At 52.8% G+C, this 13,998-nt stretch carries 12 protein-coding genes and 1 rRNA gene; 6 read left to right on the plus strand and 7 right to left on the minus strand.

What is annotated here, in order from left to right; all coding sequences use genetic code 11:
* Window positions 1-290 (minus strand): 16S ribosomal RNA (locus VQ830_RS05800); the annotation flags it as partial.
* Window positions 291-1,152: 862 nt separating this feature from the next.
* Window positions 1,153-2,094 (minus strand): radical SAM/SPASM domain-containing protein, encoded by a 942-nt coding sequence (locus VQ830_RS05805; protein ID WP_337267137.1) that lies wholly within the window; start codon window positions 2,092-2,094, stop codon window positions 1,153-1,155.
* A 276-nt stretch (window positions 2,095-2,370) separates the two neighbouring features.
* On the opposite strand from VQ830_RS05805, the gene VQ830_RS05810 reads away from it, so the two are divergent.
* On the plus strand, window positions 2,371-3,942 hold the full coding sequence (locus VQ830_RS05810; RefSeq protein ID WP_337267138.1) for an HAD-IIIC family phosphatase: 1,572 nt from the start codon (window positions 2,371-2,373) through the stop codon (window positions 3,940-3,942).
* 23 nt (window positions 3,943-3,965) lie between these two features.
* Here VQ830_RS05810 and VQ830_RS05815 read toward each other — a convergent pair whose 3' ends face one another.
* Window positions 3,966-5,117 carry an FAD-dependent oxidoreductase gene (locus VQ830_RS05815; protein ID WP_337267139.1) on the minus strand — a complete coding sequence of 384 codons (1,152 nt, stop codon included), beginning with the start codon at window positions 5,115-5,117 and terminating at the stop codon, window positions 3,966-3,968.
* A 310-nt stretch (window positions 5,118-5,427) separates the two neighbouring features.
* Between VQ830_RS05815 and VQ830_RS05820 the strand changes: the two genes are divergently transcribed.
* Window positions 5,428-5,898 carry a TetR/AcrR family transcriptional regulator C-terminal domain-containing protein gene (locus tag VQ830_RS05820; RefSeq protein ID WP_337267140.1) on the plus strand — a complete coding sequence of 157 codons (471 nt, stop codon included), beginning with the start codon at window positions 5,428-5,430 and terminating at the stop codon, window positions 5,896-5,898.
* Between the two features lie 114 nt (window positions 5,899-6,012).
* Window positions 6,013-6,408, plus strand: a complete 396-nt coding sequence (locus VQ830_RS05825; RefSeq protein ID WP_337267141.1) for a low affinity iron permease family protein — start codon at window positions 6,013-6,015, stop codon at window positions 6,406-6,408.
* A 92-nt stretch (window positions 6,409-6,500) separates the two neighbouring features.
* Here VQ830_RS05825 and VQ830_RS05830 read toward each other — a convergent pair whose 3' ends face one another.
* From VQ830_RS05830 to VQ830_RS05845, 4 genes are all read right to left on the minus strand, one after another.
* Window positions 6,501-7,574 (minus strand): ABC transporter ATP-binding protein, encoded by a 1,074-nt coding sequence (locus tag VQ830_RS05830; protein ID WP_337267142.1) that lies wholly within the window; start codon window positions 7,572-7,574, stop codon window positions 6,501-6,503.
* 13 nt (window positions 7,575-7,587) lie between these two features.
* Window positions 7,588-8,436, minus strand: a complete 849-nt coding sequence (locus VQ830_RS05835) for a carbohydrate ABC transporter permease (protein ID WP_337267143.1) — start codon at window positions 8,434-8,436, stop codon at window positions 7,588-7,590.
* A complete protein-coding gene (locus VQ830_RS05840) occupies window positions 8,429-9,367 on the minus strand; it encodes a carbohydrate ABC transporter permease (protein ID WP_337267144.1) in 939 nt (312 codons plus the stop codon). The genes VQ830_RS05835 and VQ830_RS05840 overlap by 8 nt, the downstream gene beginning before the upstream one ends.
* Window positions 9,368-9,428: 61 nt before the next feature.
* Window positions 9,429-10,730: an ABC transporter substrate-binding protein gene (locus VQ830_RS05845; protein WP_337267145.1), complete on the minus strand. Its 1,302-nt coding sequence runs from the start codon at window positions 10,728-10,730 to the stop codon at window positions 9,429-9,431.
* A gap of 195 nt (window positions 10,731-10,925) precedes the next feature.
* Here VQ830_RS05845 and VQ830_RS05850 point away from each other — a divergent pair, with 195 nt between their 5' ends.
* The 3 genes from VQ830_RS05850 to VQ830_RS05860 are packed head-to-tail and all read left to right on the plus strand — an operon-like array spanning window position 10,926 to window position 13,918.
* On the plus strand, window positions 10,926-12,125 hold the full coding sequence (locus VQ830_RS05850) for an ROK family protein (protein WP_337267146.1): 1,200 nt from the start codon (window positions 10,926-10,928) through the stop codon (window positions 12,123-12,125).
* 33 nt (window positions 12,126-12,158) lie between these two features.
* Window positions 12,159-13,259 carry a Gfo/Idh/MocA family protein gene (locus VQ830_RS05855; RefSeq protein ID WP_337267147.1) on the plus strand — a complete coding sequence of 367 codons (1,101 nt, stop codon included), beginning with the start codon at window positions 12,159-12,161 and terminating at the stop codon, window positions 13,257-13,259.
* A 17-nt stretch (window positions 13,260-13,276) separates the two neighbouring features.
* Entirely contained in the window at window positions 13,277-13,918 is a 642-nt protein-coding gene (locus tag VQ830_RS05860) for a ThuA domain-containing protein (protein WP_337267148.1), read from the plus strand.
* The last annotated feature ends 80 nt before the right edge of the window (window positions 13,919-13,998 follow it).

Consider the following 13,998-nt stretch of genomic DNA (forward strand, 5'->3'; position numbering starts at 1 on the left):
CAGTCCCAATGTGGCTGATCATCCTCTCAGACCAGCTATGGATCGTCGCCTTGGTAGGCCTTTACCCCACCAACTAGCTAATCCAACGCGGGCTCATCCTATACCGATAAATCTTTCTCCAAAAGGACACATACGGTATTAGCACACGTTTCCATGCGTTATTCCGTAGTATAGGGTAGATTCCCACGCGTTACTCACCCGTCTGCCGCTCGTATTGCTACGCGCTCGACTTGCATGTGTTAAGCCTGCCGCCAGCGTTCGTTCTGAGCCAGGATCAAACTCTCATGTTGAGAATTCAATCTAGCTAAATCACTATTCTGAATCGACGAGAACTCACAAAATCATTCAAACTTCAAAGCTCGAACAATCCGTGTTCTCTTGTTCAAAACGTGACCGCCAAAGTCATTCNCACTATTCTGAATCGACGAGAACTCACAAAATCATTCAAACTTCAAAGCTCGAACAATCCGTGTTCTCTTGTTCAAAACGTGACCGCCAAAGTCATTCAAAAGTCCCAGATAAGCCTAAACCTACCAGAAACCGCGAAACTCCGCCGCCCACGTTTCTCTTTCTTCTCATCTTCAATTGTCAAAAAACAGACCAGTAATCCCAGTCAATCCGTCTCCAACAAGTCCCAGCTCAAAAGCCAAAACCCGCACAATCAGCAATCCAGCCAATCAAGGAAACAAGATACAAAGGCAACAACCGCTTGCAGCGCCCGCCGCCCTCGTCAGTGAGCGGGCTTATAGACCCACCCCAGCTCATCAGTCAACAGCCCAAGACAGAACAAAATCAATTTTCTTACAAGTCATTGATTGTAAATGATATATATCAGCAGGGCGATGTCGACTTAGCGAAATCTCAATAACATGACGTTCTGAGAGGCGGGTCCGCGCTAGCAACGAACGCCTTCCGGCGATTTCCATTTAGCGGATCTCGATAAAAAGCAAATGGCCTTCAAACATTATCGGAACGAAGCCCACCTAAGCCAGAACATGAGCCGAAACCATGAGAGGAAAGCGCTGCGCAAAAGTTGACCAAGGGGATGAGATCCAGCCAATGACCGATAAGCCATTAAGGCACAGAAAAGCTCCAACCGCATCGTTTGGCTCGACAGAACCCTCGCGCTTTCGGCCCCCAAGACGCTAGGTGCTATGCAGCCACAGTGGAAGCTATTTTGTTTAGACGGTGAGAATTAAGCTCCTCAAGCCCGAAATGGCAGTTCGAACAGGCGCCTTTCTTCTCTTCCAAAGTGAGCATTGACCGTCGAAACGCTGCAGCTCTGGAACTTGCATAGCTCAGGAAAATGCTGGGCTGGAGGTTAAGATCATTCAGAATATATTCTTCATGTGCAGCGATATCAGAACGGTAATTGCAGCAAGGCACCATCTTGCCGTTATAGTCCACATAAACGTTCCAAAATGGAATATTGCACGGCAAGGTTCGGACATAGTCTTTCTTGATGTCGACTTGGTTCCCGCGGCTTGTGCCATTCACTTCGAAATTACGCCCATAAAGGCGAATTTTCATATCTTTGAATTGGAGCGCCATCTCGTACCACACTCCCGGCTCATTGACCGTCATCACGTAAGGCAGGTTGAGACGTCTTAGGGTTTGTTCTCCGCGCTTGATAATCTTCTCATGATCGTAGCGCTCATGGTTCTTCAAATAGATCTGAATATTAAGCGAGCGCATTCCTGCGTCATAAAGCTCGTTCAGATAGTCGTGGTCCAAATAATCGCCGTTCGTATTGGTATGCAGCAGCGCATTTGGGAGAGCGGCACGCGCTTCGCGAAGACGGTCAAGAATGATCCTGTCAGCCAGCGGCTCGTTGTAGCGACTATAGGTGATCATTCCAGAGAACTGGATTGAGGCAAGCTGAGAAATGATCGACGTGTATAGCTCCGGCCGCATATACTCATTGTGAGTGATGCGGTCGATGTGCTCATTGGGACAGAACCAGCACCGGCGGTTGCAATAAGAGAATAATTCGATCTCTACCTGCGTTACAGATCTGCGAAAGACCTCGCGTGCTATATCGAACTCATCGGTCGGATAGACATGATAAGGTTCTAATCTATCGAAAAAGCTCACGACTGCCCTCGTCCACACCATGAAAACCTGAACCCTTCATGGGTGAAAACGATATGGAATATAGTCCATATCGCTCTGCTCAACAGCCGAGGACCGTATGAGCGCGGCGAATCAAAGCCTATCCCAATTTAGCATCGGCTTTCACAGGCAGCAATGGAGGAAGGCGCCGTCCGCACACGCAAGGCTGGCGCAAAATTCGCTTCTTAACTTGGTTGCTCTCTAAAGCGCATTCAGGCGCTGTACAAACTACATTTGAAGCGGAAAGTGAGCTCGCCGATGAACATCAAGCTGATCGTATGGGATCTCGACGACACGTTGTGGAGCGGAACACTTGCCGAAAATGATGACGTTCAGCTGTTTTCCGAACGCGCCGCATATATCCGAACGCTGAACGGTCAAGGCATCGTTTCTGCGATCTGCTCCAAGAACGATACGGACGTTGCCAAGAAAAAGCTCATTGAGTTTGGCCTATGGGACCAGTTCGTGTTTCCGAAAATTTCGTTTTCGCCGAAAGCACCGGTGATCAAACAGCTTATTTCGGAGATGCAGCTCCGCGCCGAGAACGTCCTCTTTATCGATGACAACATCCATAACCTGCAGGAGGTTAAACATCTCCTCCCGGATATCTCTGTAGTGGATGCCAACACCGATCAATGTAACCTCACCCTCATCGATCTGCTGGAACAAACAAAAGGTGTTCGCAAAAGCAGGATTGAGGAATATCGGATGTTGGAAACACGCTTGCGAGATAGCCAGACATCAAACCTACCACAGGAGGAATTTCTTCGTTCCTGTGAAATCTGCCTGACGATGGTTCACCGCATGGATAACCTCGATTTTGCCAGCCGGATCGAGGAACTGATCAACAGAAGCAATCAGTTGAACTTCACGAAATCACGCGTCGCAGCCGGTAGCGCGCCAGAGCTCATCTCGGATATTTTGCGTTATGACTGCTTCAGCATATTCGTCTGGGATAAGTACGGCTATCACGGCCTCGTCGGGTTCGCAGCACTCGAAAAGGAGCGCAGCATCGTCCATTTTGTATTTTCTTGCCGGATCATGCACATGGGGATCGAAAGCTGGGTCCTGCAGGAACTCAAGAGACTTTTCCCTGACTTGGACACCAGCAACATCCCAGTAAATCCAGAAAAGGCCGACTGGATATCTGGACGAGCTTTTCATGATAGCGACGTCAGGGAAAAGATTTACCGAGGAGAGTTTTTTAATCAGCAGGAACCACGTCATCTGCGCATCATGGCCAACTGCCAATCAGGCGCCATAGCACATTTCAGCGGCCTCGCCGGCAAAGCCACATTCGATAACGCGCCTCAGGCTTTCGATCCGAAGACTTACATTGATCGGGTCTTTTATCTCCGCTTTTTTCTTTCAGAAGAATACAAGCTACAGCATTATCCGAAGCTGCTTGTTTATGGAGCATTCGTTGATTACGCGAACGGCTATTGGCCCGGTATTGCTGATGAAGAACTTGAGATGAACGCATATCCGCATTGCGTATTGCAGTTCTGCAACTTCATACAGCAAACGGATCGGAAAGTTCTGGTCATTATTCCACTAGAAGAAGCACCAGATCACAAGATCCCAAGCCACTTCGGCGTGACCAGGGAGCGCTTGGCATATTTTAATGCAATCTGGCGCCATGTCGCGAATGATTTCAGCAATCTTGAGGTCCTTGACCTCAATAGAATTGCCACTGCCGAAGAAGCGATCGATGTCCGCCATTATAGTGTCCCGCTGCTGAAGAAAATTGCCGATCAGACAAGAGCATGGCATGATCACATGCTTGCGGAAGACAAAGCTCCTGCGCAGGAACTTGCCGCTGCAGGGTAAGATTGGCTGCCGTTGCAGCATCTTCATGCATGATATTTGTCGGTGTTTGCCGTGCTCGATAAAATTCCTTCGAATAGTTCAATCACGCTGTGCGGCGCATTCTCGCTGAATAGACGGTTCAAGTTCCGATCTGTCTCAATCGCGCATGGCTCGGTTCGCGCATAAAGTTCCTCCTCGTAACGAGTAAGTGCCGCTTCCCAGTTATCCGCGTTAGACGCGAGCGCTTTTGCCAATCCCGCGCCATCCAGGAGGGCAAGATTGGCTCCCTCCCCTGCAAAGGGAGACATGAGATGAGCCGCATCGCCGACAAGCGTCACGCCCTTCACCCTCTCCCATCGATGTGCGACCGGAAGGGCATGGATGGGACGAAGAATCGGCGCTGTCTCGCACTTGGTCAGGAACGCCGTCAACTCAGGAGCCCAACCTTCAAACTCCGCAAGGATCTGCTTTGACAGAGTTGCGGGTGTCGAGATGTCCAGACCCTCTATCCACCGCTGCGGTCGCTTCAAGGCGATATAACCCTGCAGGCAACCATCGCCATGCCGATGTGCGAAGATACCTTGGCCCGGTGCCACAGCCATCAATGTGCCGTCACCGACCATGTCTGCCGTCGCTTGATGGCGTCGATCGCTGTCCAGCAGCCATGTTTCCACAAACAAGATACCGACATAAGACGGTTTGACCGATGTGAGAAGCGGACGAACCTTCGACCAAGCGCCATCGGCGCCAACAAGCAAGTCGGTTCGCACTTCCACGTCATTGGTGAAGAGAAGCCTGTGAGAGCCCCCGTCCAGCGGTGTGACTTCTTTGAGCTTATGTCCCCACGCGATCGTCTCAGGCGGAAGGGATTCCAGCAAAAGACGTCTTAGTTCACCACGCTCAATTTCGGGGCGGGTGCCATGACTTGGCCAGGATAGAAGAATGTTGCCGCCTTTGTCGGTTATTCGTTTCGCGTCTGCTCCCTTGATGGTCAGCCGGCGGAATTCATCGAGCAGACCGGCGGCTTGCAGAGCCAACTGCCCATTATACTCATGAATATCCAACAGTCCTCCCTGCCCGCGTGCATCAACCGAAATCCCGGCTTCATAGACTTTGCTCGGGATCCCGTGGCGAGCAAGCACGCGCGCTAGGGTGAGTCCACCAAGTCCAGCGCCAATGATTGTAACGGTCGGCATGACGATTGATCCTTCCCGATAAATATTTCCGAGATTTCTTGTTATGGAATGTCGTTCCATAGTTGGAATACTATTCCATATGTGTCAAGATTAAATGATGAAGAGAGAACAACGCGAGACGCAAAGCCGACGAAAAAACGCTCTTACGCGAGAGGCGATAATTGAGACCTCCATCGCGATCCTCGACCGAGATGGCGAGAAAGGCTTAACGTTCCAGGCGCTTTCGTCGCGACTTGAAACGGGCGCCGGCGCGATTTATTGGCACATCAATGACAAGGATGACCTTCTAGCGGCCGCATGCGATGCCGTTTTGCATCCTGCCATTGCGACGATCGTCGATCATGAATCGCCTGCTCATGCTATTCGTGGGTTGGCCTCAAGCTTATTCGATCTTCTGGACGACCATCCCTGGATCGGTTCGACGCTCACGCGCTTTCCCACACAAATCGCCATGATCCGCCTCCTGGAGCACCTGGGTGGGCATATTCGCGCAGTTGGTGTTCATCAGAATCAGGAATGGGCTGCTGCTTCAACGTTACTCATGTATATGCTTGGGGTTGGAAGCCAGAATGCAGCAAATGCTCAATTGGCCCGGGAACAAGCATTAGAAAGATCTCACTTCCTTGATGAGGTGGCGAGCGCGTGGTCACAGCTGTCGGCGGATCAGTACCCGTTTGTGCAGTCGAATGCGGAGCGTATGCGCACACATGATGATCGCGATGATTTTCTGACTGGCATCGATTTCATTTTGAAAGGGATCATTGCAGCTGGCATTCGCTGATCAATGGCAGCTTTGTGAGCTTGCTTGATCACCGTAAGCGGAAGTCGCCCGACAGGAGGCAGGAACTTCAACCATCCTAGTTTGTTATGACACGCCGGGAGAAAAGAGGTTGTTATGTCGAGCTTTTTCTCAAAATTCGCTACTTTGGTCGCGGAATGGTCAGGCAGACCAGTGACGTTTGTTTCAGCCGTCATTCTCGTGCTCGTCTTGGCTGCTTCAGGACCCATCTTCAACTATTCTGAAAACTGGCAACTGGTCATCAATACCGGAACCACCATCATCACGTTCTTGATGGTCTTCGTGCTGCAAAATTCTCAAAATCGCGACGGCCGGGCCCTCCAGGCAAAGCTGGACGAGCTTATCCTGACATCTCAGGCTCAAAACAAATTTGTCGGTATCGAGAAACTGGACGAGCAAAAGCTACGCGAGCTCAGCAAGACACTCGCCGAAAAGGCGGAAAAGGTGGAGGACGTTGCTGACTCCAAGGCAGAAGAACAGCAGCGCGAATGAAGAACCTAGACATGCGTTTGTGGGTTTCGCGAGCGCGAGCAGTATCTAGGCGGCGAAGGCCGAAACCGTGAACTGGACAGGGTCTGGCCCGGCTAAAGCGCAATTCCGCTGGCGCGATCAAAGACGTGAACGCGCTCGTGATGAACGCTTGCGGAAAAACTGCTGTTGAGACCGACAGCCTGCTCACCATCGACAACCGCGGTCAGTTGCTCGCCAGCCACCTCAAAAATCACATGGGTCTGCGCGCCGGTCGGTTCGACAAGGATTGTCCTGCCGCTCAACGCGACATCTCCGCCATTGACCGATCCGATATGTTCTGGCCTTAAGCCGATGGTGATAGATTGACCACGTGTGACTTTGCGATTTTTTGAAATGCGAATGGCTGTTCCATCCTTTAGTCGAGCGGCAGGTTCATCGCCCTCGCCGTCGACCACGCCTTCGATCAGGTTCATCGCAGGCGATCCGATGAAAGCAGCGACAAACAAGTTCGCCGGCGTCTTGTAGAGATCGATGGGCGTGCCCTGCTGCTCGATCCGTCCTTGATTCAGCACGACCACGCGATCGGCAAGGGTCATCGCTTCGATCTGATCATGGGTGACATAGACTGATGTTGTCCGCACCTTTTGATGGAGCGTCTTGATTTCACTGCGCATTTGGACGCGAAGCTTTGCGTCCAGATTCGACAATGGCTCGTCAAACAGAAAAACTGCGGGATTGCGCACAACTGCCCGTCCCATCGCAACACGCTGACGCTGGCCGCCGGAAAGCTGTGATGGCTTGCGGTCCAGCAGCTTGCCGAGATCGAGCATTCGCGCCGCTTCGGCAACCCGCTGCGTAATGACGTCCTTAGAATGGCCGGCCAACTTGAGGTTAAACCCCATATTTTCCGCAACGGTCATATGGGGATAGAGCGCGTAGGACTGAAACACCATTGCGATGTTGCGCTCGCGCGGTGTCATGCCGTTGACAACCTTCCCACCGATCAAGATCTCGCCTTCTGTAATTTCCTCGAGCCCAGCAATCATCCGCAAGAGTGTCGATTTTCCACAACCGGACGGCCCAACGAGCGCAATGAACTCGCCATCGCCAACCGCCAACGAGATGTCGTGAATAACACCGAGCGCACCGTAGGACTTGCTGATATTTTTAAGGTCTACCGAAGCCATGGATCTCTCCTAATCAGGATTTGACCGCGCCGGCCGTCAGGCCTGCGATGATGTGTTTTTGGGCAAGGAAGAAAACGATGACCGTCGGCAGGATGGTCAAGGTGATGAAGGCGAGCACCAGCTGCCATTCCGTTCCGAATTCGCCGCGATAGACCATGATCCCAAGCGGCCAAGGATATTTAGACTCGGAGTTCAGCATGATCAACGGCAGGATATAGCTGTTCCAGCTTCCCACGAAGGAAACGATAGCGACTGTTGCGATGATCGGCCGCGAGAGCGGTAGAGAGATATGCCAGAAAAATCGCAGGTAACCACATCCATCGACAAAGGCAGCCTGGAAAAGTTCCTCCGGCAGGTTGCGGAAGTAATTGCGAAACAGAAGAATGCTCATTCCGAGCCCGAACGCTACCTGAGGCAGAACGACGCCCCAATAGGTGTCCAGGAGACCGAGATCCCGGATGCGGATGAACAGAGGCAAAATCGCGGTAGCCGCAGGAAACATCAGACCGAGCAGGAAATAGTTCAGCAGGAACGAGGAACCGAAGAACTTAACATGCGCAAAGGTGAAAGCCGCCATCGCAGATACGGTAAGCGTCAGGAAGACAGTGAGAACCGCTATGACGAGCGAGTTGAAGATCTGCAGCCAATAACGTTCCCCGAGAAGGATATCGCCGTAATTCGACCACTGCCAATCGGCAGGCAGACCAAACGGATTGACACGCAGATCCCCGAGGGTTTTGAACCCGCCGAGTGCCGTCGTCAGAAGAGGCACCAGCACGATCGCCGCGATGACGGTCAGCGAAGTGTAAAGATAGAGCTTCGTATGAAGCGGCAGACGAACTGTGTTGGCCGAGTCAGTCATGGCGCATGAAAATCCTCTTATAGCCGAAGGCAAGTGTCACACAGATCACGAAAAGAACGACGCCGACTGCGCTTCCGAGACCGACCTGCATTCGCATGACGCCGTAGGTGTATAGAAAGGTGACCATTGTCTGCGTTGAATTGGACGGTCCACCGCCCGTGAGCGGCATGATCATGTCAAACAGCTGAAGAGAGCCGATCACCGCGAAGAAAATTGACAACCGTGCTGTCGATCCCAACATTGGGAGCGTGACATAACGGAACTTCTGCCAGCCTGTGGCACCATCGATCTCGGCAGCCTCCAGAACGGCCTTGTCGACCGACTGCAGCCCGGCAATGAACAGCATCATGTGAAAACCGAAATACTTCCAGACGATGACGCCGAGAACGGCATAGATTGCCACGTCTTTGTTGGCCAAGACATAGGGGTTGGCAAACCCGAAGAAATTCGAAATGGCAGCAAAAAGACCGTAATCGCCGTCGTAAACAAAACGCCAGATTAATCCGGCAGCAACATCAGCGAGAACATACGGTAGAAAGAAAATCAGCCTGAACCCGACCACCCCCGGAAGACGATGCGCAAGCATGGTGGCAAGCCAGATGGCCAGCGGTATCTGCACGAGGATGGAGATGACGATGATCAGGCCGTTATTGATCAGAGCCTGAGAAAATGCAGCGTTGCCAAACAGGATCTGGAAATTCTTCAGCCCAACGAATTCAGTGGGCGTTCCATAGCCGTTCCAGCGATAGAGGCTGTACCAAGCCGCCTCCCCCATCGGCATGATGACGAACAAGGTAAAGAGCAAAAGCGCGGGAGGAAGAAAGATCAGCAGGGTTAAGGCACGATCATGTGCCACAGAACTTTGCTTGCGCTTTTGACCAACCAATCTGCGCGCAGAGACCGGCACGGACTCCAAGGAAATATTCGTCATGATCACCGTGTTCCTCAAGGCAGTAATGGGATGCCGTCAGCTGCGGCATCCCGGCCTTCAATCACCGAAGCTCGAAGGCGTCCTGGATCTGCTGGGCGCCTTCTTCCGGGGTCATTTGTCCCGACACAATTTCAACGGACACGTCGTTGACAACACGTCCAACCGCAGCGCCAAGAGTTTGATCGAAGAAGTTCTGATGCCAGGTCGAGGTGCTGAGCTGTTTCGCCGAATCTGCCAGAAGAGGATCCTTGACGGCGCTGTCGGCCCCTGTCGCCACTGGCAGGATCATACCGGCGGCAGCCATCTTTTGTTCATTTTCCTTACTGGTAAGGAACGCGGCGAAATCGACGGCCTCTTTCGAGGCGTTCTTCGTCAATGCCCAGCCATTGATACCGCCCAGCGTATCGGTCGCCTTTCCTGCGCCGCCTTCAACGACTGGAAACGCGAAGCGGCCGATATTATCAGCGGAAAGCCCCTTGCCATCGCCTGCATTCTTGCGCTGGTTCGCTTCGGTATTGTCGAAGCCGAGAATCATCGCTGCCTTGCCATCGCCAAAAACGCCCAGCGCCTGGGGCCAAGTTGCGCCGAGATAACCAGCCTGGAACGGTTCTAGCTTGCCGAAAGCAGCAAGCTGCTCGCCCGCCTTTATGATGGCAGGATCCATGAAACCCTTGCCTTCGCCCTTTCGCGCCGCATCGAACACCGCCTGTCCGCCATCGCGCATGATCAGATAACTGTAATAGAAGTGGATCGGCCACTTCTCACCGCCGCCGCCGGCAATTGGCACTATTCCAGCCTGCTTGATCTTTTTGACGGCATTCTGAAAATCATCCCAGCTCTTAATATCCTCTGCCTTGACGTTCGCTTTGGCAAAAAGCGCTTTGTTGTAGAAGAAGCTCACAAGGCTGACGCGGTAGGGGAAGGCCCAAACCTTGCCGTCGAATGAAAGGCTATCGATCGCCGAGCTGTTATAAGCTTGACGAAGCTTCCCGCCATCAGCGTCAAAAACGGATGTCAGGTCTTTCAGCGCACCGGTCTTAGATTGCTCCTCGAGGACGCCGCCGCCCCAACTGTAGAAGAAATCTGGAACGTCATTGGATTGAAGAAGCGTTGGGAGCTTGGCCTTGAATGCCTCATTCTCCAAAAACTGAAGCTGCACATCAACATCCGGGTGCTTTGCCTCATAGTCTTTGGCAATCTCCTCCCAGACGGCCACAGATTTTGGGTCCAACTCGACGTGCAGCCATTTGACAACCGTGGCCGCCGAAGCGTTTCCGCATCCGAGTGTCATGGCGATTGTTGCGGTCGCGGCAAAAGATCTCAGTCTGCCGCCCAGGCTTGCGCCTGCGTGCTTATGGGTCATGTTCGTGATCCTCCCCGGGCTGTCCTCACCATTTATTCCCCGGTGCGGATTAATTCATATGACAGCTTGGTCTATGTCAAGGCAAAATGAACAATTTATACTCAACCAGCTTGACACTGCGGCCCGGATCGTCGCTATTTAATCCGACCTCCGATTTTAATCCGCTTCGTCAACCGACACTGATTGTATGAGAGTATGAAGACTGCAGATCCGGAATTGATGCGCGCGATCAACAGGCTGAGCGTGCTTGACACGATCAGGCGACATGGCCCCATCTCACGGGTTGAAATCAGCGAGAGGACGCAGTTGTCGACCACCACGGTGTCTGCGATCACTGCATCTTTACTGGATGATGGCCTCATCTTGACGCGGCACCTCGGCGATATCAGGTCGGAAGCAGCACGGGGCCGCCCCCGCGTCATGCTGGTCCTTAATCCTGACGCCGCAAGAGTGGTCGGAGCGAAGATTGCTGCCAGTCGTATGGTGTTTGTGCTCACCGATTTTTGCGGCAACGTTCTTTCAAGTCTAAGCTTGCCCATCCGCGTCGACCGACAACCCATCGGTGTCATCGCTGACCTTGTTGAAGATGGAGTTCGCCGCTGCGTCGTCGATGCGGACCTTTCGCTTGATGATGTTGACATGATCTGCCTTGGGCTTCCCGGCGTCATCGAGCATCGAACCGGGAAAATTCGAAGCAGCCCGATTTTGCGCGAGCCGAATGTGAATTTCGCCGAGGAAATGACGGCGAGGCTTAATGCGCCGACGCTTATCGAGAGCGATGCGCATGCCATCACGCTAGCTTATCACTGGTTCGGACAGGCGCGGGATCTTGAAGATCTTGTTCTAATTTCGCTGGAACAGACCTTGGGGCTTGGCGTGCTTCATCAAAACCAGTTGTTTCGCGGTGCCGGCGGACTTAGCCACAACCTTGGCGACTTGGTAATCGGGCTTGTAAATGAGGGAACCGTCCGCCTTGCAAGCCAAGCCGGCGAACTCGCAATCCTTGGTTCCCGTTCTTCAGATGGCCGTTTTGCCGAAGCCGTTCGGCTTGGCAGAGGAATGCAACACGCTCAGACACTAATTCAGGCAGAAGATTGCGAACTCATCAGCGCGGCGATACGCGCTGGTACTGCCGTAGGGCTCACTCTTGCGAACATCGTGACCCTGTTTGCTCCGCCTCGGGTCATCATCACCGGCTCAAGCCTGGAATTGGGTGAGCCATTTGTAGAGAGTATCCGCAGCAGTTTTAACGCCGCCGTTCCGCCTTCACTGGCTGGGGTTGCCGAGCTCGTTTTCGATACGGCAAGCGACGAGCTTTGGGCGCAAGGGGCGGCAGCGGTGGCTCTTTATGAACTCTACGAGTCACCCTGGAACACAACAGGGCCAGCACTTTAGTGGCCTTTCTTAGAGTACGATGGGAGGAATTCAATGAACAAAGTCGGCATTGGGATTATCGGATGCGGTAACATATCCGGAGCATACCTCAAAGCTATGGCATCCTTTCCCATTCTGGATATTCGTGGGATTGCTGATGTGAACGAGGAGATTGCGCGGGCAAGAGCGACAGAGTTCAATGTGCAGGCCCGCGCTGTTGATGACCTGCTCGAAGATCCCTTGATCGACATCATTGTCAATCTGACGATTCCAAAGGCGCATGTCGAGGTCGGACTAAGAGCATTGGAGGCAGGCAAGCACACCTATTCCGAAAAGCCTTTGGGAATAAACTTTGCTGAGGGCAAGAAACTCGCGGATGCTGCAAAAGCAAAGGGGCTTCGTATTGGCGCTGCACCAGATACTTTTCTTGGCGGCGGACATCAAGCGGCACGAAAACTCGTCGATGAAGGCGTTCTGGGTGTGCCTGTTGGCGGCACTGCAACATTTATGTGCCCAGGCCATGAACGCTGGCACCCGAATCCGGCCTTTTATTACGAAGTCGGAGGCGGACCGATGCTGGACATGGGGCCTTACTACATCACCGACCTCGTCAATCTCTTGGGCCAAGTAGCGAAAGTTGCTGGCTTTGCAACCTCGCCGCGCAAGGAAAGGCTGATTACGAGCGAACCGCGGAATGGCGAAAAAATTCCAGTGCATGTCGCGACACATGTTGCCGGCGTCCTTGCCTTTGCCAACGGCGCAATCGTCCAGATGGGAATGAGCTTCGATGTCGCCGGCCACAAGCATGTGCCACTCGAAATCTACGGCACGGAAGGAACGCTGATCGTCCCTGATCCAAACCATTTTGGTGGTGAGGTCCAACTGCTGCGCAAGGGAGGCGAGTTTGAAGAAAAACAGCTGACGTCTCCTTATGCTGATGGCAACTATCGATCCATCGGGGTGGCAGACATGGCTCACGCCATCCGGGAGAATCGACAGCACCGAGCAAATGGCGATCTGGCCCTTCATGTCCTGGAGGTGATGGAGGCGTTTCAGACCGCATCCGACACAGGCGCTGCCGTGTCGATTACAACGCACGTGGAGCGCCCCGCCCCACTGGAAGCATCGCTGGTCGATGGCCAGCTCGGTAAATAATCGCAAGGAGGAATGAGATGCGGGAAGCACTAATTGTCTGGGGCGGATGGAGCGGCCACGAACCTCAGGAATGTGCCGTCATTGTCAAAGACATGCTCGAAGAAGACGGCTTCAAAGTCTATGTTGAGCATAGCACAGAAGCATTTGCAGACCCGTCGGTCCATGATCTCAGCCTCGTTATTCCCATCGTGACTATGTCGAAGATTGAGAAAGAGGAAATAAAAAACCTTGCAGCGGCTGTCGAAAACGGTGTCGGAATTGCAGGTTTCCACGGTGGCGCCGGTGACAGCTTTCGCGAATGCGTCGAATATCAATTTATGATTGGCGGCCAATGGGTTGCCCATCCCGGCAACATCATCGACTATGAGGTCAACATCACAAAGCCGAACGATCCGCTCATGGAAGGCATCACGGATTTTCCATACACCTCAGAGCAATATTATATGCACGTTGATCCTTCCAACGAAGTACTCGCGACAACAAGATTTACCGGCGATCACGCATGGTGGATCGATGGTGTCGTCATGCCTGTCGTTTGGAAGCGCAATTATGGAAAAGGACGCGTTTTCTACTCCTCATTGGGACATCAGGCCAAGGAATTTGCGGTACCGCAGATGAAAACAATTCTGCGCCGCGGAGCGAATTGGGCAGCGCGGTAGCACCTCCCTGAGTCGAACTTGGATGGCGTGGTTGAAGCCCGCTCGCCCCGCCATCCTTCATTGATGTCCATTTTTAACAT

Source organism: Oryzifoliimicrobium ureilyticum, from assembly GCF_037199735.1.
Classification (GTDB): domain Bacteria; phylum Pseudomonadota; class Alphaproteobacteria; order Rhizobiales; family Rhizobiaceae; genus Rhizobium; species Rhizobium ureilyticus.